This window comes from Xanthomonas hyacinthi, from assembly GCF_009769165.1.
In the GTDB taxonomy this organism is placed as follows: Bacteria; Pseudomonadota; Gammaproteobacteria; order Xanthomonadales; family Xanthomonadaceae; genus Xanthomonas_A; species Xanthomonas_A hyacinthi.
The window spans coordinates 3,023,069-3,041,158 of record NZ_CP043476.1 but is presented as its reverse complement, the minus strand read 5'-3'; the positions used below and the strand labels follow the sequence as shown (position 1 = coordinate 3,041,158).

Annotated in this window: 15 protein-coding genes; all 15 read right to left on the bottom strand. The window is 68.7% G+C overall.

From position 1 onward, the window contains the following. Window positions 1-227 precede the first annotated feature (227 nt). Window positions 228-1,205, bottom strand: coding sequence for a hypothetical protein (locus FZ025_RS22430; RefSeq protein WP_244292378.1), 978 nt, complete (start codon window positions 1,203-1,205; stop codon window positions 228-230). Between the two features lie 40 nt (window positions 1,206-1,245). Further along, window positions 1,246-1,653 carry a hypothetical protein gene (locus tag FZ025_RS13320; RefSeq protein ID WP_053057104.1) on the bottom strand — a complete coding sequence of 136 codons (408 nt, stop codon included), beginning with the start codon at window positions 1,651-1,653 and terminating at the stop codon, window positions 1,246-1,248. Window positions 1,654-2,032: 379 nt separating this feature from the next. Continuing rightward, complete coding sequence (locus tag FZ025_RS13315; RefSeq protein ID WP_104558201.1) at window positions 2,033-2,761, bottom strand: response regulator; 729 nt, start codon at window positions 2,759-2,761, stop codon at window positions 2,033-2,035. Beyond that, entirely contained in the window at window positions 2,751-5,441 is a 2,691-nt protein-coding gene (locus tag FZ025_RS13310) for a sensor histidine kinase (protein WP_104558199.1), read from the bottom strand. The genes FZ025_RS13315 and FZ025_RS13310 overlap by 11 nt, the downstream gene beginning before the upstream one ends. Before the next feature lie 73 nt (window positions 5,442-5,514). Beyond that, window positions 5,515-6,156 (bottom strand): potassium-transporting ATPase subunit KdpC, encoded by a 642-nt coding sequence (kdpC, locus tag FZ025_RS13305; RefSeq protein ID WP_046977659.1) that lies wholly within the window; start codon window positions 6,154-6,156, stop codon window positions 5,515-5,517. Window positions 6,157-6,197: 41 nt separating this feature from the next. Further along, entirely contained in the window at window positions 6,198-8,258 is a 2,061-nt protein-coding gene (kdpB, locus tag FZ025_RS13300) for a potassium-transporting ATPase subunit KdpB (RefSeq protein ID WP_104558197.1), read from the bottom strand. Between the two features lie 10 nt (window positions 8,259-8,268). After that, the gene (kdpA, locus tag FZ025_RS13295; RefSeq protein ID WP_046977661.1) at window positions 8,269-10,110 is read right to left on the bottom strand and encodes a potassium-transporting ATPase subunit KdpA; all 1,842 of its coding nucleotides are present in this window, start codon (window positions 10,108-10,110) and stop codon (window positions 8,269-8,271) included. 16 nt (window positions 10,111-10,126) lie between these two features. Next, on the bottom strand, window positions 10,127-10,219 hold the full coding sequence (locus FZ025_RS13290) for a potassium-transporting ATPase subunit F (RefSeq protein ID WP_046977662.1): 93 nt from the start codon (window positions 10,217-10,219) through the stop codon (window positions 10,127-10,129). Window positions 10,220-10,236: 17 nt separating this feature from the next. Beyond that, window positions 10,237-10,965 (bottom strand): TorF family putative porin, encoded by a 729-nt coding sequence (locus tag FZ025_RS13285; RefSeq protein ID WP_046977663.1) that lies wholly within the window; start codon window positions 10,963-10,965, stop codon window positions 10,237-10,239. 181 nt (window positions 10,966-11,146) lie between these two features. Continuing rightward, window positions 11,147-12,724 (bottom strand): CocE/NonD family hydrolase, encoded by a 1,578-nt coding sequence (locus FZ025_RS13280; RefSeq protein WP_046977664.1) that lies wholly within the window; start codon window positions 12,722-12,724, stop codon window positions 11,147-11,149. 387 nt (window positions 12,725-13,111) lie between these two features. Beyond that, window positions 13,112-14,881, bottom strand: coding sequence for a type IV pilus secretin PilQ (locus FZ025_RS13275; RefSeq protein ID WP_386269842.1), 1,770 nt, complete (start codon window positions 14,879-14,881; stop codon window positions 13,112-13,114). Window positions 14,882-15,003: 122 nt separating this feature from the next. Beyond that, window positions 15,004-15,528, bottom strand: coding sequence for a pilus assembly protein PilP (locus FZ025_RS13270; protein ID WP_386269840.1), 525 nt, complete (start codon window positions 15,526-15,528; stop codon window positions 15,004-15,006). Window positions 15,529-15,539: 11 nt separating this feature from the next. Further along, the gene (locus tag FZ025_RS13265) at window positions 15,540-16,214 is read right to left on the bottom strand and encodes a type IV pilus inner membrane component PilO (RefSeq protein ID WP_046977666.1); all 675 of its coding nucleotides are present in this window, start codon (window positions 16,212-16,214) and stop codon (window positions 15,540-15,542) included. Next, a complete protein-coding gene (locus tag FZ025_RS13260; RefSeq protein WP_046977667.1) occupies window positions 16,211-16,984 on the bottom strand; it encodes a PilN domain-containing protein in 774 nt (257 codons plus the stop codon). The genes FZ025_RS13265 and FZ025_RS13260 overlap by 4 nt, the downstream gene beginning before the upstream one ends. Further along, on the bottom strand, window positions 16,984-18,042 hold the full coding sequence (locus FZ025_RS13255; RefSeq protein ID WP_104558193.1) for a pilus assembly protein PilM: 1,059 nt from the start codon (window positions 18,040-18,042) through the stop codon (window positions 16,984-16,986). The genes FZ025_RS13260 and FZ025_RS13255 overlap by 1 nt, the downstream gene beginning before the upstream one ends. Between the last annotated feature and the right edge of the window lie 48 nt (window positions 18,043-18,090).

Genomic DNA, 18,090 nt, shown 5'->3' with positions numbered 1-18,090 from the left:
CAAGCAACCGGCGACCGCTTTTTGTAGGAGCGGCTTCAGCCGCGACCAACGAAGTGGAAAAGGCTGACGACTTGGGAATCTGTCGGGGCTGAAGCCCCTCCTACAGTGCACCGGGCCAGCGCACTGACCGCCCTTGTGAGAGCGACTTCGATCACGACCGGTCTTGCAGGCAACGCCTGCCGCGACTGCAAGTCGCCCGCAAGTTGTAACAGCGGAGAGAACCACGCCTAGCGCGAAGGCCCACTCGGCTCTTGGGCCAGGCTCGCTGCGTTCTGCTGTTGGAGGGTTTCCTGCTGCGCCGCTCTCTGCAAAGAGTCGGACATCGAAGGAAGAGCGGAACTCAGATCGATCTGGATGCGCGTTCCAGGAGGAAACGATGCGGCCACCCAAGCCTGGTCATCCTTCATGAAAACCTGCGCGTCACGCTCGCGAATTCCTTCCGCCCTAGCCAGCACCGACGCATGCAGTACATGGGCATCGGAGACAGAAGCCGGGAACTGTTCGCGCAAGGCCGAATACATCGGGTAAGCGGCATGTCCTTGCGGAGGAGCCGCCACATCGAACGGTTCCGGAGTGCCGTGCGGACGCGTCCTGGGCGCGATGGCCCGGTCGTAATATCCGCCGTAGTACTGCTCGTAGGTCGAATGCGTGCTGACCGATGGCTGTTCGGTCTTGAACACCTGCCCGATCTGATTGAGCGCGGCGTCTCGCCCGAGCCGCCCCGCCAGATACTGATCCGCGATGGCCGCGTACTGCCGAGGCCTGTCGCCGCTACCGGAGATGCCGATGTCGGCACCGCCACCGGCAAGTATCTCTTGTCGGACCTGCGCATTGCTCAGCGTGGCCGCCGCCTCGCCACGCAACATGCTGGCGACGTAGGCCTCGCGCGACGACATGTCGGGCCGCTCGGCGAATCGATGATGACCCATTTCATGGGAAATGGAACGTGCGATCCGGCCACCATGACCCATCGCATTTTCGTCGATGACGATGGCGCGGCCAGGATCCAGATAGGTCCCGCCACCCGCCCTTCCCCAAATCACATCGATACGGTCGTGCCGCAGTTGCGCCAAACCGCCTCGCAGCGTCGCCGACTGTTCCAGGAAGGGTTGTAGCGACGGATCCTGCAATGGCGTCGCCGGTCGTGCCGGCGGTGCACTCGCCGACGCTTGCGACGCATTGGGCTCTGGCATTGATCCCGTCATTTAACGCAGCTCCTTTGCCTGTACAACGGCGATGCGGCGGTCAGTTCTTGCGGATCGTCATCTGAGTCAGACGCGTCTGATCCGGGGAAAGACCCAGGATCACTTGCGTGTCGTTCGCCACGTCCACGGACCAGTAGGCTGCCGAATCGGCGGCATCGGGCCGCGGCGGATACAACACCGCGTTCGGCCATGGCACCTCCTCGATCGGCACCCCTGGCGAAGGAAATCGCAGCAGCAAGGTGGCGTGCGACGCATCGTCCGTGGCGCTGCGCAACTCAATGTCGCTGACCAGGATCCCGCCCAGTACACCGCTGTCGCTCACGCGAACGTCGAAACCATCCCTCGGCTGCGCTGGACCCAACTGCGCATGCAACTGTGCGTTGACCGCTGCAATATCGTCGAACCCGGTACCAGCCAGGCGATCCACGCTTTGCTTGATGCGTTCCATCATATTTCCTCTGCTGGCTACGCTAGGTACCGCGGACGTCGCCGCACTGGAAGCAGCGTCTCGATGGACCTGCGCACAGGCGGCCGGGAGCATGCAAGCAATCGCGACGCCCAACAACCAACCACGATGCCGTTGGCCTGGCGAGATTGGCGAGATTGGCGAGATTGGCGAGATTGGCGTCCAGCATCTCATGGCCCAATTGCCCATATGCACGGCCTGCGTCCTACGATGCGGCTGAATTTATTGAAATGTTTCTGCCTGTGCAAGCAAGCAAGAGCGGCTTCAGCCGTGGCGAACGAAGCAGGCAAGGCTGACCTGCTTTGGAACCTGTCGGGGCTGAAGCCCTCCTACAGTGCACCAACCACCTTGCAGGAGCGCGTCAGGCGCTGCGTTCGCTCACGCCGATAAAGCGCAACCCCACGCCCGGTTCGGTGGCGATGTAGCGCGGCGCCACCGCGCTGTCGCCGAGTTTCTGCCGCAGTTTGCCGACCAGGATGCGCAGGTAGTGGGTGTCTTCCTGATGGGTCGGCCCCCACACTTCGCGCAGCAGTTGCGGCTGGGTGAGCACGCGTCCGCTGTGGCGCAGCAGCAGCGCCAGCAGCGCGTATTCCTTGCGGCTCAGCGGCAGCGGCTCGCCGTCCAGGCGCACTTCGCGCAGGCCGAGGTGGATGTGCAGGTGGCCGTCGTCGAACACCGGCTCGGCCTCGCCGGCGGCCGGTTGCATGCGCAGCAGCACGCGGATGCGCGCCATCAGTTCCTGTACGCCGAACGGCTTGGTCACGTAGTCGTTGGCGCCGGCGTCCAGCGCCTGCACCTTCTCCGCCTCGCCGGCGCGCACGGTGAGCATGATCACCGGCACCGCGGACCATTGCCGCAGTTCGCGCAGCACGCTGTGCCCGTCCTGGTCGGGCAGGCCCACGTCCAGCACCACCAGTTCGGCGCCGTGCGCGGCCAGCTGCGCCAGGCCGTCGCCGCCGGTGGCGGCCTGCAGCACGCGGTAGCCCTGCGCGCGCAGGCTGATGTCCAGGAAACGCCGGATCTGCGGCTCGTCGTCGATGACCAGCACGCGCGGCGGCGGAATCGGATCGGCGTGGGACTCAGTCGGCATCGGGGCGGGGCGGCGGGGCGGCGGGTTCGATCAACGGCAGGGTAATGCGGATCGTGGTGCCGCGGCCATCGGCGCCGGGCAGCGCCTCGACGCTGCCGCCGTGCGCGCCGATCATGCCCTGGCAGATGGTCAGGCCCAGGCCGGTGCCGTGGCGGCCGCGGTCGCCGCGCTCGACGCTGTAGAACATGTCGAAGATGCGCGCGCGTTCGTCCTCCGGAATACCCGGGCCGCGGTCGCCGATGTCGATGCGCAGGCGTCCGTCGACCATCGCCGCGGCGACCCGGATCGCCTCGCCCTCCGGCGAAAATTTCGCCGCGTTCTCCAGCACGTTGAAGATCGCCTGCTCGACCAGCGCCGGGTGCACCCACAGCGTCGGCAGCCCGGCCGCCAGGGCGATGTCCAGACGCACCTGCGGCTGGTAGCGCTGCAGCCGCCGCGCGGCCGAACCGATCAGTTCGTCCACGTCGATCCAGTCGCGGTTCAAGGTCAGCCCGGTGTGGCCGAGCCGGGTCATGTCGAGCAGGTTCTGGATGTAGCGGTCCAGGCGCTCGCCTTCCAGCTGGATCGTCTCCAGCAGGCTGCGGCGGTCCTCGGCGTCCATCGCCTGGCCGTAGCTGGCCAGGCTGCTGGCCGCGCCGATCATCGCCGCCAGCGGCGAACGCAGGTCGTGCGAGACCGACGACAGCAGCGCCGAGCGCAGGCGTTCGGTCTCGCCGCTGACCCGCGCGCTTTCCAGGTCGGCGACCAGGCGCGTGCGCAGCGCGGCCTGGCCGATGTCCTCGACCATGGCCTCGGCCAGGCGCTGCTGCTCCAGCCCGGGGCGCTGCACGCCGGCAGCGAATTTCAGCCCGACCACGCCGATCGCGCCGCGTTCGTGGCGCACCGGCAGGAACCACCAACTGGCGCCGGCCAGGGTGTCGGTGAAGCGGCCAGTGGCCTGGCCGTGGCGCTGCGCCCAGTCGGCGGCGCTGCGGTCCACCGCCGCCATCGATGGCGCGTAGTCGTGCGTGCCGTCCTGCGCTGCGGCGTGCGCCGCCTCCAGCGTTTGCAGCCGCACCCAGGCCTCGGCCTCGAGCGTGGCGGCCAGCGCGCGGCGCCCGGCCTCCAGCACCTGGCCGAGGTCGGCGGCGCTGGTCAGTTCGCGGCCCAGCCGCTGCAGCGCGGTGGTCTGCGCGTTGGCCGCGCGCAGCGCCAGCACCTGCGTGCGCAGCCGCGACGCCAGGCGTCCGGCGACCAGCGCGGCGACCAGGAACAGCAATACCGTGACCACGCCCTGGCGCGCGCCGATGTGCAGCGTGTAGCGCGGTTCGATGAAGAAGAAGTTGTAGGCGAAGAAGCTCAGCAGCGCCGACAGCACCGCCGCGGCCATGCGCGTCTTCGCCGCGACCATCACCACCGCGACGATGAACACCATCGACAGGTCGTCGATGCCGACCCAGCGCTCGGCGATCCAGCCCACCGCCACCGCCAGCAGCGAGGCCACCGTGGCGAACACCAGGTCGTCGCGCGACAGCCAGTGCCCGGGGCTGCGCCAGCGCCGCCGCGCGCGTGCGCGCGCCTCCGGCGAGCTGATGATGACCAGTTCGTAGTGCGCGCCGCGCTGCAGCAGTTGCTGGGTCAGGGTGCGGTTGATCATCCGCGCCAGCGGCCGCTCGCGGGTGCGGCCGAGCAGCAGCGTGGACACGCCGTTGTGCGCGGCATGATCGAGCAGCGCATCGGCCACGCTGGCGCCGTGCAGCAGCGCGGCGTCGCCGCCGAGCCGCCGCGCCAGCGCGAAGGCGCGATCGACCTCCAGCTGCCAGGCTTCCTCCGGCTGCGCCTGGGTCTGCACGGTGACCACGCTCCACGGCGCGCCGCGGCGCTCGGCCAGGCGCCGCGCCACCCGCACCAGGTAGTCGGACTGGCCGCGCCCGTCGATCGCCACCAGCACCCGCCGCCGCAGCGCCACGCCGGTGCGGCCCTGCGCGGCCTGCACGTCGCGCAGGTCGTTGTCGACGCGGTCGGCCGCGGTCTGCATCGCCAGTTCGCGCAGCGCCGCCAGGTTCGACGGCGAGAAGAACGCCTGCAGCGCCTGCCCCGCCTGCTCGGGCAGATACACCTTTCCCTGCTGCAGGCGTTCGATCAGCTCGCGCGGCGGCAGGTCGACCAGCACGATGTCGCGCAGGCGGTCGAAGATCGCATCGGGCACGGTCTCGCCGACGCGGATGCCGGTGATGCGATGGACCACGTCGTTGAGGCTTTCCAGGTGCTGGATGTTGACCGTGCTGTAGACGTCGATGCCGGCGTCGAGCAGTTCCTGCACGTCCTGCCAGCGCCGCTCGTGGCGGCTGCCGGGCGCGTTGCGGTGGGCGAGCTCATCGACCAGCACCAGCGGCGGGCGCCGCGCCAGCAGCGCGTCCAGGTCCATTTCCTCGAGCGTGCGGCCGCGGTACTCCACGCGCCGCCGCGGCTGCATGGTCAGCCCGTCCAGCAACGCCGCGGTCTCGGCGCGGCCGTGGGTCTCGACCACGCCGACCACCACCTCGCTGCCCTGCTGCTGCAGCTGGCGCGCGCGCGACAGCATCGCGTAGGTCTTGCCGACCCCGGGCGCCGCGCCCAGGAACACGGTCAGGCGCCCGCCGCGTTCGCGCTGGAGTGCGCCGATCAGGGCGTCGGCCTGTTGGGTGCGGGGATCGGGCATTTGAGGGCTGGGAATGGGGAATGGGGAATGGGGAATGGGGAATCGCAAAGCCTACATGGTCGGGCCACAGGCTTTAGCGCTTTTGCTCCTCCCCATTCCCGATTCTCTTTTCCCCATTCCCGGCTTCCTCGGCATCCAACGCCAGGTTCAGCGCCAACACATTCACCCGCGGCTGGCCGAGTACGCCGAACTGGCGTGGCTGCACCTGTGCGGCGAGCAGCGCGGTCACGGTCGCCACCGGCAGTTCGCGCGCCTTGGCCACGCGCACCACCTGCTGTTGCGCCGCGGCCACGCTGATGTCCGGGTCCAGGCCGCTGCCGGACTGGGTCAGCAGGTCCTCCGCCACCTGCGCCGCGGCCACGCCGTCGCGCGCGGCCACGCTGGCGCGCGCGTCGGCGATGCGCTTTTGCAGCTCGGGATTGCTGCGCGCCTGGTTGCTGCCGGCCGCGGCCATCGGGTCGAACTTGGCCGCCGACGGGCGCGGCTGGAAATAGCCGGGCGCGGCGAACGGCTGCGCGACCAGCGCCGAGCCGAGCACGCGGCCATCGCGTTGCAGCAGGCTGCCGTTGGCCTGCACCGGGAACAGCGCGCCGGCGACCACGGTGGCGAGCAGCGAGTACAGCAAGGCGGCGCCGAGCACCAGCAGCGGCAGCAGCAGCGCCGCACGCCAGCGCAGCGGTTCGCGACAGGAAGAGGAAACCGGGGAAACGTTCATCGCGGGAGGTCCGGAAAGGAAGCGGAAGATCGGCGCCGGGCTCAGCCCAGCGCCACCAGCAGCAGGTCGATCGCCTTGATCCCGACGAACGGCAGCAGCACGCCGCCGACGCCGTAGATCAGCATGTTCCGGCGCAGCAGCGAGGTCGCCGTGGCCGGAGTGAAGCGCACCCCGCGCAGCGCCAGCGGGATCAGTGCGGGAATCACCAGCGCGTTGAAGATCAACGCGGCCAGCACCGCATGCGCGGGGCTGGACAGGCGCATCACGTTCAGCGCCGCCATCTGCGGGATCGAGGCGGCGAACAGCGCCGGCAGGATCGCGAAATACTTGGACACGTCGTTGGCCAGCGAGAACGTGGTCAGCGCGCCGCGGGTGATCAGCTGCTGCTTGCCCACTTCCACCACCGCCAGCAGCTTGGCCGGATCCGAATCCAGGTCGACCATGTTGCCGGCTTCCTTGGCCGCCTGCGTACCCGAGTTCATCGCCAGGCCGACATCGGCCTGCGCGAGTGCCGGCGCATCGTTGGTGCCGTCGCCGACCATCGCCACCAGCCGCCCGCCGGCCTGCTCGGCGCGGATCCGGGCGAGCTTGTCTTCCGGCGTGGCCTCGGCGATGTAGTCGTCCACGCCGGCCTCGGCGGCGATCGCCGCGGCGGTGAGCGGGTTGTCGCCGGTGATCATCACCGTCTTGACGCCCATCGCGCGCAGCCGCGCGAATTTCTCGCGCACGCCGTGCTTGACCACGTCCGACAGCTCCACCACGCCGAGCACGTGGCGGCCCTCGGCCACCACCAGCGGCGTGGCGCCGCTGCGCGCGACCTGCTCCACGCGGCCCTTCAGTTCCGCCGGCACCAGCCCGCCCAGCGCGGTGACGTGGCGGATCACCGCATCGGCCGCGCCCTTGCGGATCGAACGTGGCGGGTGCTGCCCCTGCGCGAGCAGATCCACGCCGGACATGCGCGTCTGCGCGGTGAAGGCGACGAAGCTGGCGCCGTCCGGATCGGCCGGCGGCATGCCCTGCTCGCGCGCCAGGCGCACGATCGACTTGCCTTCCGGGGTCGGGTCGGCCAGCGAGGACAGCATCGCCGCCTCGCGCAGTTGCACCGCATCGACGCCGCTGAGCGCATGGAACGCGGTGGCCTGGCGGTCGCCGTAGGTGATGGTGCCGGTCTTGTCCAGCAGCAGCACATCGACGTCGCCGGCCACTTCCACCGCCTTGCCCGACTTGGCCAGCACGTTCGCCGACAGCGCGCGGTTCATGCCGGCGATGCCGATCGCCGGCAGCAGCCCGCCGATGGTGGTCGGAATCAGGCATACCAGCAGCGCGATCAGCAGCAGCGGATCGATGCGCACGCCGACGAAGCCGGCGATGACCGGCAAGGTCGCGACCACGATCAGGAAGGTCAGGGTCATCGCCGCCAGCAGCATGGTCAGCGCGATCTCGTTCGGGGTCTTCTGCCGGTTGGCGCCTTCGACCAGCGCGATCATGCGATCCAGGAAGCTGTGGCCGGGCTCGGCGGTGACCTTCACCACGATCTCGTCGGACAGCACCTTGGTGCCGCCGATCACGCCGGAACGGTCGGTGCCGGCCTCGCGCAGCACCGGCGCCGATTCGCCGGTGACCGCGGCTTCGTTGATGGTGGCAACGCCGTGCACGATCTCGCCGTCGGCCGGGATCAGTTCGCCGGCGGAGATCACCACCAGATCGCCGGGCTTCAGCTCGGCGGCGGGAAGGCTGGTTTCGCCCTCCAGTTGCGCGCTGCTCACCCGGCGCGCCACCAGGTCCTTGCGTGCGCGCCGCAGCGAGGCGGCCTGGCCGCGGCCACGCGCCTCGGCCACCGCTTCGGCGAAATTGCCGAACAGCACGGTGATCAGCAGGATCGCGGTCACCGCCCAGCCGAACGCGGGCGCGCCCTGCCCGGCCACGGTGATCAGGGCCGACAGCAAGGTGCCGGCGAACACCACCGCCATCACCGGACTGCCGAGCAGATGGCGTGGCGAAAGTTTCAGCACGCTGGCGCGCAGCGCCGCACGCAACGCGGGGCCGTCGAGCAGACCGGGCTTGTGGACGGAGGAAGAAGCTTGCGGAAGCGGGGTGCTCATGGTCGTGGTCTCAGTGCGCGGCAAGCGTCAGGTGATCGGCGATCGGGCCCAACACCAGTGCCGGCGTGAATTGCAGAACGGTCAGGACCGCGATGACCGCGATCAGGGTCAGCGCGAAGGTCGGCGTTTCCACCTGCAGGCTGCCGCCGGTTTCCGGCGCCACGCGCTTGCGCGCCATCTGCGCGGCCACGATCAGCGGCACGATCAGCGCCGGATAGCGGCCCAGGATCAGCACCAGCGTGCAGGTCAGGTTCCACCAGGGGATGCCGTCGCCGAGGCCTTCGAAACCCGAACCGTTGTTGGCGAACGCCGAGGTGTACTCGTAGAACACCTGGCTGATGCCGTGGAAGCCGGGATTGGAGGTGGCGGTGACCGCCGCCGGCATGGCCAGGGTCAACGCGGTGAAGCCGAGCAGCACCAGCGGCTGCAACAGGATCAGCAAGGCCAGCAGGCGCACTTCGCCGGCCTCGATCTTGCGCCCGAACAGCTCCGGCGTGCGTCCGGTCATCAGCCCGGCCAGGAACACGCTGAGCAGCAGGTACACCAGGAACTGCTGCAGGCCGCAGCCGATGCCGCCCCAGATCGCGTTGACCAGCATGTTGACCATGGCCACGCCGCCGGTCAGCGGCGCCAGCGAATCGTGCATCGCATTGACCGAGCCGTTGGAGGTCTGCGTGGTCAGCGACGACCATGCCGCCGACGCATCGGTGCCGAAGCGCACTTCCTTGCCTTCCATCAGTGCCGCGCTCGCGGTGCTGGCCGAATGGCCTTCGGACCACACCGACACCGCGGTGGAGGCCAGCGACATCGCCAGCATGCTGCCGAACACCAGCACGGTGAATTTGCGGCGGCCGGTGAACGGGCCGACCATGAACGCGATCGCCACCGGGATCAGCACGATCGCCAGCATCTCCAGCAGATTGGAGAACGGGGTCGGGTTTTCCAGCGCCATCGCGCTGTTGGGGCCATACCAGCCGCCGCCGTTGGTGCCGAGCTGCTTGATCGCCACCATCGCCGCGACCGGGCCGAGCGGGATCTTCTGCGCGGCCATGCCGGCGCTGGCATCCAGCGGCGCCGCGGTGGGGCCGGCGGCCAGCGTGGACGGCACGCCCTGCTGGGTCAGCAGCACGGTCCACAACAGGCACAGCGGCAGCAGGAAGCGCAGCGTCGGCCGGATCACGTCGGCCCAGTAGTTGCCGACGTCGGCTTCGTCGACACTGAGCGTGGTGTGCTGCAGCGCCGCGACCGCAGTCGCATGCTGCCGTCCATGGCGCGACGGCGTCGGCTCCGGATCCTCCGGCCCGGCCATCCATGGCCGGGCGCTCCCGGTCGCGGCCGATGCCGATGCCGATAGGGCATCGGCCGAGCGTGCGACCGGTCGCCCACCGAACAACGCGCGCAGCGTCGCCACCACCAGCGCCAGGCCCATCATCGGGGTGACGAACTGCAATCCGACCACGCCCACCGCCTGCGACAGATACGACAGCTGCGCCTGGCCGGAGTAATGCTGCTGGTCGGTGTTGGTGAGGAAGGAGACCATGGTGTGCAGGGCCACGTCCCAGCGCATGTTCGGCACCGCATCGGGATTCAGCGGCAACCATGCCTGGGTCACGAACAGGGCGAACACCAGCACGCCCAGCACCAGGTTGCTGGCCAGGAACGCGCCGGCATAGCCGCGCCAGCTCATGCCGCGTGCCGGGTCGGTGCCGAGCAGGCGGTACAGCGGCCGTTCGATCCAGCCGAACAGCGCGTCGCCGCGCATCGGCGCCCCGCGCATCACCTTGGCCAGGTACAGACCCAGCGGCCAACCCAGCAGCAACGCGAGCGCATAGACAAGCAATGTATCGATCATGGAAGTGGCACTCGGCTCAGAAATCTTCGGGACGCAAAATCACGTACAACAGGTAGCCGGCGGCGACGATCACCGCCACGCCGCAGATCAGCGATAGCCAGGTCGGCATGTCATCTCTCCTCGGGATCAGAATGTTGCTTGCAGCGCGGCTTCGACCCGCGCGCCGGCCATGTCGGGGAACAGCCGCTCGGCGGCGCGGTCGGTGTCGTGCGCGGTCAGCCGCAGCTCCAGCCCCGGGCCGCCCTGGCGGACGCTGGGCAGGGTGAACACGGCGCTGACCAGCCCATGCGTGTAGCTGTCTGCGTAGCTGCGGGCGAGCCAGTAATGGCCCACCGCCGCCTCGACGCGGAAGCGCGCGTTGAACGGGTAGCGCGCGCCGAGCTGCGCGTAGGTGCCGGTGCTGTCGCTGGCCAGCGCATCATCCGACCAGCCCAGCTGCGCCCACACGCGCTGCTTCCAGGTCACGGTGGCGCCCAGCTCGGTCCAGTTCAGCGCGGCGGCCGAGGGGTATTGGTAGCGGGTCAGGTTCGCGTCCCAGGCCCAGTCCGGGGTCCACTGGCCGCGCCAGCCGAGCACGCCATCGACTTCGGTGCTGGCGTGCGGGGTGCTGTCGAACCTGATCGACGAGGCCCACAGCGACGCGTACGCGCCATTGTCGGCGGCCAGCGCCAGGCCGGCCTGGACGGCCGGATCGCCGTCGCTCTGGGTGCTGCCGCGCCAGACGTAGTCGCTGGTCAGCGTGGCCGTGCCGCCGACGCTGGCGGCGTGCGCGCAGGCGGCGCCGGCCAGCAGGGAAAGCGCAAGCGCGCCGCGCGACATGGGCCGGCGGGCGCTGCGGGAAAGCGGGGAGAACATGAGCTGAGGTCCAAGGGCGGAACCGTTCCGCCGACCTGGTCATGTTCCGGCGCGGGGCCGTAAAGTCGCTATCGGCCGACGCCGCCGGCCGCGTAAATTCCGCGTAATTTCTGCTGCCGCCCGGGAGCGGCAAGGCGCCGGGAAGGCCGGCCTTGCACCGGCCTTCCCATCGAACGAAACCTCAGTGCAGCGGCACGCTCAGGCGCGACGGCGCCGACGCCGGCGAACTGAAGCTGACGCTGCCGCCGAAGCGGCTGGCCGAGGTGTAGCGCGGGTCGGTGGTGTCCACCACCAGCACCAACCGATTGCCGGCCGGGATCTCGGCGGCGCTCGCCTGCAGCGCAAGGTCGATCGTGGTCGCCACGCCCGGGGTCGCGTTGCGCAGCGAGTACGGCGCATGGCTCAGCAGTTGCGCCACGCCGAGTCCGTCCATGCTGTACAGGTAGGCGAACAGCGAGACGTTGGCCTGGCTCGGGGTCACCGTCACCCGCAGCGACGGGCTGCCGGCCAGGCGCTTGGCGCTGGCGTACACCGGCCCGCTCCACACCGCCGCGCCGTTGCGGTCCACCAGCGGGATCGAGGTGCTGACCGGCTGGCCCAGGCCCTGCAGCAGGCCGCTGACCAGCAGCACGCCCGAATCGGCCCAGGTCGGCATGCCGGTGGCGATGCGATGGCTCCAGCCATTGCTGACGCCGCTGCTCAGCGCCCCGGTCGCGATCAGGCCGCTCGGGCGGGTCAGCGCGTACTTGGTCGCACCGGCCTGCACGCTGTTCCAGTCGGCGTAGCGCAGCCAGGTGCCGTCGAGCGTGGCCAACTGCACCGGCTGCTCGCTGTCCACGCCGTTGGCCTGGCCCTTGAGGTAATGGTCGAACCAGCGGGTGGTCTCGGCGTAGATCTGGTTCGGCAGGCCGAGCGCGCCCGGCAGTTCGGCGGTGGCATGGTCGCCCTGGCTGAGCATCAGGCGCTTGGGCACGCTCAGGCGGTTGTACAGGTCGATGTACTGGTTCGGCGGAAACAGGCCGTCGTTGAACGCATTGGCCAGCAGCACCGCCGCGCCGTTGCGGTTGAGCGCCTGCACTTCGTTGATCACGCTGCGCTCGCCGGCCTTGGGCAGGAAGCCCTGCACCGCGCCGTCGTAGTCGCCGAGCGCGACCCGCGCGCTGATCTGCGCCAGGTCCGGCCCGGGCCGGCCGGTGATCGCGCCGGAGGCCACCAGCAGGTCCACGCCCTGTTCGCTGACCGTGGCATTCGCGTACAGCGCGGCCTGCAGGTCGGCCCAGCCGCTGAGCGCGGCGACCGCCTTGATCCGCGGATCGCGCGCGGCGGCGAGCAGGCTGGTGCCGGCGCCGTAGGAAATGCCGGACACGCCGATCGCCCCGGCATTGGCCGGCGTGTTCGCCAGCGCCCAGTCGATCACCGTGCTGACGTCCTCCACCGTCGGCGCCCCGGCGATGTCGATCTGCCCGGCCGAATCCCAGAACCCGCGCGAGGTGTAGCTGACCACGACGTAGCCGTCGCTGGCCAGTTCGCTGGCGCGGCCCACGTATTCCAGATTGGGCAACGACCAGCTGGCCGGCATCACCACCAGCGGGAACGGCCCGGGCCCCTGCCCCTGCGGCACCAGCACCAGCGCCCCGAGCTTGGTGCCGTCCCAACTGGAGATGGTCTGGTAGTGCTTGCTGAAACCGCCGGCGAAGGCGGCGGCGGAGAACGACAGCATCGCGCACAGGGCGATGCAGCGGGACACGGACGTACGCATGTACTGCCTCCCAGGCGGCGCCGGACCGGAAGGCCCAACTGCCAGAAACGGTGACGGGTACGCGACGTGGGGAGTCGGGCGTCGCGACCATACCAGCAGGTACGGAAAAGTTAACGCCGCAGTGCGGCACAGTATGGTGGCGCCCTTGCAACCGATGGCGGCGCGGAAGCAGACGTGTGCTGCCGGATCCCGGCAATCGCTGCCGAGGAGGCCCAGGCACCCGCATTCCCCCTCCTACAGTGCACCCAGCCGGAGGGGCGTAAGGCGCTTGATCGCGCGCGTTGGCATTGAGCCATCGCAAGGACTTGTGCATGCACGCGCCGATGGCGACCTTGGCGCTGTGGAGCTGGTAGATCAGGCGTTCCCTAGGCAGACACCACCTTTTCTTCAGGAAGCCCTTTTTGCAACGCGCATCACCTTCGGCGTCACGAAGATCAGCAACTCGGCCTTGTCCTTCTGGCGGCCGCGCTTCTTGAACAGATTGCCCAGGAACGGGATATCGCCCAGGAACGGCACCTTGGAAATGCTGTTGCGGTCGGTGAACTCGTACACGCCGCCGATCACCACGGTCTGGCCATCGTCCACCAGCACGGCGGTATTGATCTCGCGGCGGTTGATTTCCGGAACGGTGCCGTAGTTTTCTAGCGTCACGTAGTGATCCACTTCGTCCTTCTTCACGTTCATGTTCAGAAACACGCGACTGTCGTCGGTGATGGTCGGGGTGACCTTCAGCTCCAGCAGCACTTCCTTGAACTGCACGTTCGGCGTCGCCGCGGTCCCGCCGGTACCGCCGGTGATGGTGACGTAGGCGATTTCCTTGCCCTGCTTGATCACCGCTTCGCGCTGGTTGGAGGTCACGATGCGCGGATTGGAGATGACCTCGCCGCGGCCCTCTTCCTGCAGCGCCGTCAGTTCCAGATCCAGGTTGAAGTTGCTGCCCAGCAGGGTATAGGCCAGGCCCGACATGGTGCCGGTGGTGAAGGTGCTGCCGCCCAGGTCGACATTGAGTCCGCGCGTGGCCGCAGTGCCGCCGCCGGTCGCATCGCTGCCGATGGTCGCCGTATTGCCGCCGTAGGTCTTGGTGCCGCCGATGCCGAACTTGGCGCCCAGGTCGCGGGCGAAGGTATCGGTGGCGATGACGATGCGGCCCTCGATCAGCACCTGGTCGATCGGCCGGTCGATCACGTTGATCAGCTCGCGCATCTGCGCGATCTTCTTCGGGATGTCGCTGATCATCAGCGTGTTGGTGCGCTCGTCGGCGACGATGCGCCCGCGTGGCGACAGGAAGCCGTTGTCGGTCTGGCCGCTACCACCGCCGCCGCCAGAACCACCGCCGCCACCGATGCCCTTGGCCTCGGTCAGCGCTTTGAAGATGGTGGAGGCGCTGTGGTAATTGATCTGGATGTAGTCGGTGCTCAGGTCCTCGCGGTTCTCGATCGCGATCCGCGCGTCTTCCTTGTCCTGTTCGAACTTGGCCAGCTCCTGCTGCGGTGCGACCCAGACCACGGCGCCGTCGCGGCGCTTGTCCAGGCCCTTGGCGCGCAGCACGATGTCCAGCGCCTGGTCCCACGGCACGTTGACCAGGCGCAGGGTGACACTGCCCTGCACGGTGTCGGAGGCGACGATGTTGAGGTTGGATTCCTCGGCGATCAGCTGCAGCACGGTGCGCACCGGCACGTCCTGGAAGTTGAACGTCACCGGGCGGCCGCTGTAGCCGCGCGCGGCGACCTGCGCCGCCGCCTGGCTGACCGTGGCCGCACTGACCGCGCCCACCGCCGGCACCGAGGTCCGCGGCGAAATCTCCACCACGTATTCGTTCCCGGACTGGTAGGCCAGCGACTCGAATGCGCCATTGGTGCTCAGCACCAGCTGCGCGCCACCGGCGTACGGCCTGGCGTCGATGCGCTGCACCGGGGTGGCGAAGTCGGTAACGTTGAGCGGGTGCTGCAGCTCCGCCGGCAGCGATGCATTGCCGACATCCACCACCACGCCGTTGCCCTGGGTACGCAGGTCGGGACTGGCGCCGGTGCCGCTGAAGTGCAGGATCAGCCGCCCCGCAGCGCCGTCGCCGCGCTTGAAATCGATCTTCGACACCGTGAGCTTGGCCGGCGCCGGCGAGGCCGCAGCCGTCGGAGCCGCCGCGGGCGCCGCGCCCATCGCTGCCGAACTGCCCAGCAGCGCCGCCAACCCCAACGCGCGTAGCCGCACCGTCGCGCGGCGCCGGATGGGACGCAGGCTCAGGGCTTTGGAAAAAGTCATCGTGCTATCCCCATAATCAATCATTGATCGTCCAGCGCCACGGCGGCCGGACGTTCCAGCCAACCGCCAGCGCCATCCGGCACCAGTTCAATCAAATCGATGCGATCCTCGTGCACCCCGGTCACGCGGCCATCGCTCTGCCCCATGTAGATGCCGGGACGGACCCGATAGGTCACCTTGTCCGGCGCCATCACCAGCGCCACCAGGCCCGCGCCGTTGCCCAGCGTGCCGACCATGTCCAGGCTGTCCAGCGGGAACTGCTCCAGCGGTTCCTTGCGCCGGTTCGGATCCGGGCGCAGGCCGTTGTTGCCGTCCGGACTCGACCAGGCATCGCTGAACGGATCGCGCAGGCCCTGCGCCGCATATTCGAAGGTCTCGAACTGCTGCATCACCGGCAGCGGCTCCAGCGGCTGCGCCGGCCGCGCGCGCACTTCCTTCACCCAGTTCTCCAGGTTCGGCGCATCGCCCGGAGTGCTGCTCACCCCGCGCCCGCAACCGCCGAGCAGCGCCACCAGCGCCAGCCCCGCCAAGCACCTGAATACCATGCTCAGCCACTTCATGCGCCACCGCCTTGCTGGGAACCCTTTTTCGCCGCAGCCGCCGCCTTTTCCTGGTCCGCCATCTCCTTGTCGTCGAGATAGCGATAGGTCTTGACCGTGCCGGACAGTTCCAGCTCGCCGCGCGCGGTGATGCCGGCCGCCTTGTCCCGCGGCTTCAGATTGATGTCGTGCATGGTCAGGATCACCACCCGCGGCAGCGACGCCACGCCGCTGACGAAGGCGCCGAACTGGTGGTAGCTGCCGACCATGCGCAGCGCGATCGGCTTCTCCGCGTAGAACTCCTTCGGCGACTCCGGACCGGGCTGGAACAGTTCGTTGGCCAGGCCGCTGGACAACGCAGTCTGCGAGATGTCGATGATCAGGTCCGGCATCTCGGTCTTGCTCGGCAACTGCCGCAGCATCTGCTGCAACACCTGCTCCATCTGCGCCAGTTGCTGCTTCAACGGCTGCAGATTGACCGCGCGCCCCTGTTCCTTCTCGAACGAGGCGCGCAGCTCGGTTTCCTTCTGCTCCAACGATCCCAGTTCGTCGCGCTTGTCGCTGACCAACAGGAACCACGACAGGATCAGGATGAACAGCGTGAGCAGCACGCAGAAGCCGATCTTGGCCTGCTGCGGCCAGTTGCCGAGGTTGTTGAAGTCCAGGTCTTTCAGATTGACTTTCTTGCTCATGACGCCGGTGCCTGTTGCGCTGGGGTGGCGGCCGGCGCAGCCGCCGGCGGCGTCGCGGGTGCGGTCGGTGCGGTCGGTGCAGCAGGCGCGGGAGCAGCGGCAGGTGCCGGCGGCGCGGCAGCACCCGTTGCCGGCGGCGCGGCGGGCGGCGCCCCAGGTGCCGGCGCGGCAGCGCCCGGCGCCGATTCCGCGGCGTCGCCCGGGACCGGCAGCTTGACCTTGAGGGTGAACACGTAGGGCAGGGCCTTGGCGTCGACGATCGGCCCCTTGAGCTCCTTGTCCTGTGCCTTGGCCTCGATCACCGACAGCTCCGGATTGGTCATCCAGCCCGATCCTTCGAGGTTGCGCATGTAGGCGCTGACCCGCGCATTGGATTGCGAGCGTCCTTCCAGGGTCAGGACGTCGCCTTCCTGCTTGACCGCGGTCAACACCACGCCATCGGGGATGGTGCGCACCAGCGAATCGAACAGGTGCACCATCTGCGAGCGCTTGGCCTGCAGCTCCTCGATGACCCGCTTGCGCGCCAGCAGGCGCCGCTTCTGTTCGTCAAGCTTGTCGATTTCCTGGTTCTGCGCCTTGACCTTCTCGATCTCGGTCTGCAGATAGGCGTTGCGCTCGTTCTGCCCGGTGATCTGACGGTCGTAGTAGAACCAGATCAGCAACGCCAGCAGCACGCCGGCCAGCGCGGCGAAGCCCAGCATCGCGTAGAACTCGCGCTCGCGTTGCTTGCGCCGCTCCGCCCGCCAGGGCAGCAAATTGATTTTTGCCATCAGTCGAAGCTCCGCAGAGCCAGGCCGGTGGCGATCATCAGCGCCGGCGCGTCCTGGGCCAGCGCGTGCGCCTGGACCTTCGGCCCCAGGGTCATCTGCGCCAGCGGGTTGGCGACCACGGTCGCCACCCCCAGTTGTTCCTCGACCATCTCCGGCAGCCCGGCCAGCGCCGCGCAACCGCCGGCCAGCACGATGTGGTCGACCCGGTTGAATTCGCTGCCGGCGTAGAAGAACTGCAGCAGGCGACTGATCTGCTGCACCGTCGCCTCCTTGAACGGCTCCAGCACCTCGATCTCGTAGCTTTCCGGCAGCCCGCCCTGGCGCTTGGCCATGCCGGCTTCCTCGTAGGTCAGGCCGTAGCGGCGCATCACTTCGTCGGTCAGCTGCTTGCCGCCGAACACCTGTTCGCGGCTGTACAGGCTGCGCCCGCCGCGCAGCACGTTGAGCGTGGTCATGGTGGCGCCGATATCGACCAGGGCGACGACGCCATCGGCCGCCACCGGCAGCTCGCTGGCCACCAGCGCGAACGCGTTCTCGACCGCGAAGGCCTCCACGTCCATGACCCTGGCGACCAGGCCGCCGAGTTCCAGCGCCGACTGGCGCAGCTCGACGTTCTCCGAGCGCGACGCGGCCAGCAGCACCTGCACCATCTCCGGGTTGTTGGGGATGATCCCCAGCACCTCGAAGTCCAGATTCACTTCGTCGATCGGGTACGGGATGTAGTTGACCGCCTCCAGCTCGACCTGCGCTTCCAGCTCGTTCTCGTCGAGTTCGGCCGGCATCGGGATCAGCTTGGTGATCACCGCCGAACCGGCCACCGCCGCCGCGGCATGCTTGGCGCGGGTGCCGGAACGGGTCACGGCGCGGCGAATCGCTTCGCCCACGGCTTCGACCTCGACGATGTTCTTCTCGACCACGGCGTTGGGCGGCAGGGGTTCCACGGCGTAGTGCTCTACGCGGAACCGGTTGCCGCTACGCGACAGCTGCAACAGCTTGACCGCGGTCGAACTGATATCGACACCGATCAGCGGTTGCTGACTCTTTGGGATAAGCCCCACGGATTTTCCCCTGCCGACGGGCACTTGGACGCCAATGTTGCGTCCGCG

Coding starts and splice junctions, on each gene's coding strand:
- FZ025_RS22430 (WP_244292378.1), bottom strand. CDS start 1,205: ATGACGGGATCAATGCCAGAGCCCAATGCGTCGCAAGCGTCGGCGAGT.
- FZ025_RS13320 (WP_053057104.1), bottom strand. CDS start 1,653: ATGGAACGCATCAAGCAAAGCGTGGATCGCCTGGCTGGTACCGGGTTC.
- FZ025_RS13315 (WP_104558201.1), bottom strand. CDS start 2,761: ATGCCGACTGAGTCCCACGCCGATCCGATTCCGCCGCCGCGCGTGCTG.
- FZ025_RS13310 (WP_104558199.1), bottom strand. CDS start 5,441: ATGCCCGATCCCCGCACCCAACAGGCCGACGCCCTGATCGGCGCACTC.
- kdpC (WP_046977659.1), bottom strand. CDS start 6,156: ATGAACGTTTCCCCGGTTTCCTCTTCCTGTCGCGAACCGCTGCGCTGG.
- kdpB (WP_104558197.1), bottom strand. CDS start 8,258: ATGAGCACCCCGCTTCCGCAAGCTTCTTCCTCCGTCCACAAGCCCGGT.
- kdpA (WP_046977661.1), bottom strand. CDS start 10,110: ATGATCGATACATTGCTTGTCTATGCGCTCGCGTTGCTGCTGGGTTGG.
- FZ025_RS13290 (WP_046977662.1), bottom strand. CDS start 10,219: ATGCCGACCTGGCTATCGCTGATCTGCGGCGTGGCGGTGATCGTCGCC.
- FZ025_RS13285 (WP_046977663.1), bottom strand. CDS start 10,965: ATGTTCTCCCCGCTTTCCCGCAGCGCCCGCCGGCCCATGTCGCGCGGC.
- FZ025_RS13280 (WP_046977664.1), bottom strand. CDS start 12,724: ATGCGTACGTCCGTGTCCCGCTGCATCGCCCTGTGCGCGATGCTGTCG.
- FZ025_RS13275 (WP_386269842.1), bottom strand. CDS start 14,881: ATGGGCGCGGCGCCCGCGGCGGCTCCGACGGCTGCGGCCTCGCCGGCG.
- FZ025_RS13270 (WP_386269840.1), bottom strand. CDS start 15,528: ATGGTATTCAGGTGCTTGGCGGGGCTGGCGCTGGTGGCGCTGCTCGGC.
- FZ025_RS13265 (WP_046977666.1), bottom strand. CDS start 16,214: ATGAGCAAGAAAGTCAATCTGAAAGACCTGGACTTCAACAACCTCGGC.
- FZ025_RS13260 (WP_046977667.1), bottom strand. CDS start 16,984: ATGGCAAAAATCAATTTGCTGCCCTGGCGGGCGGAGCGGCGCAAGCAA.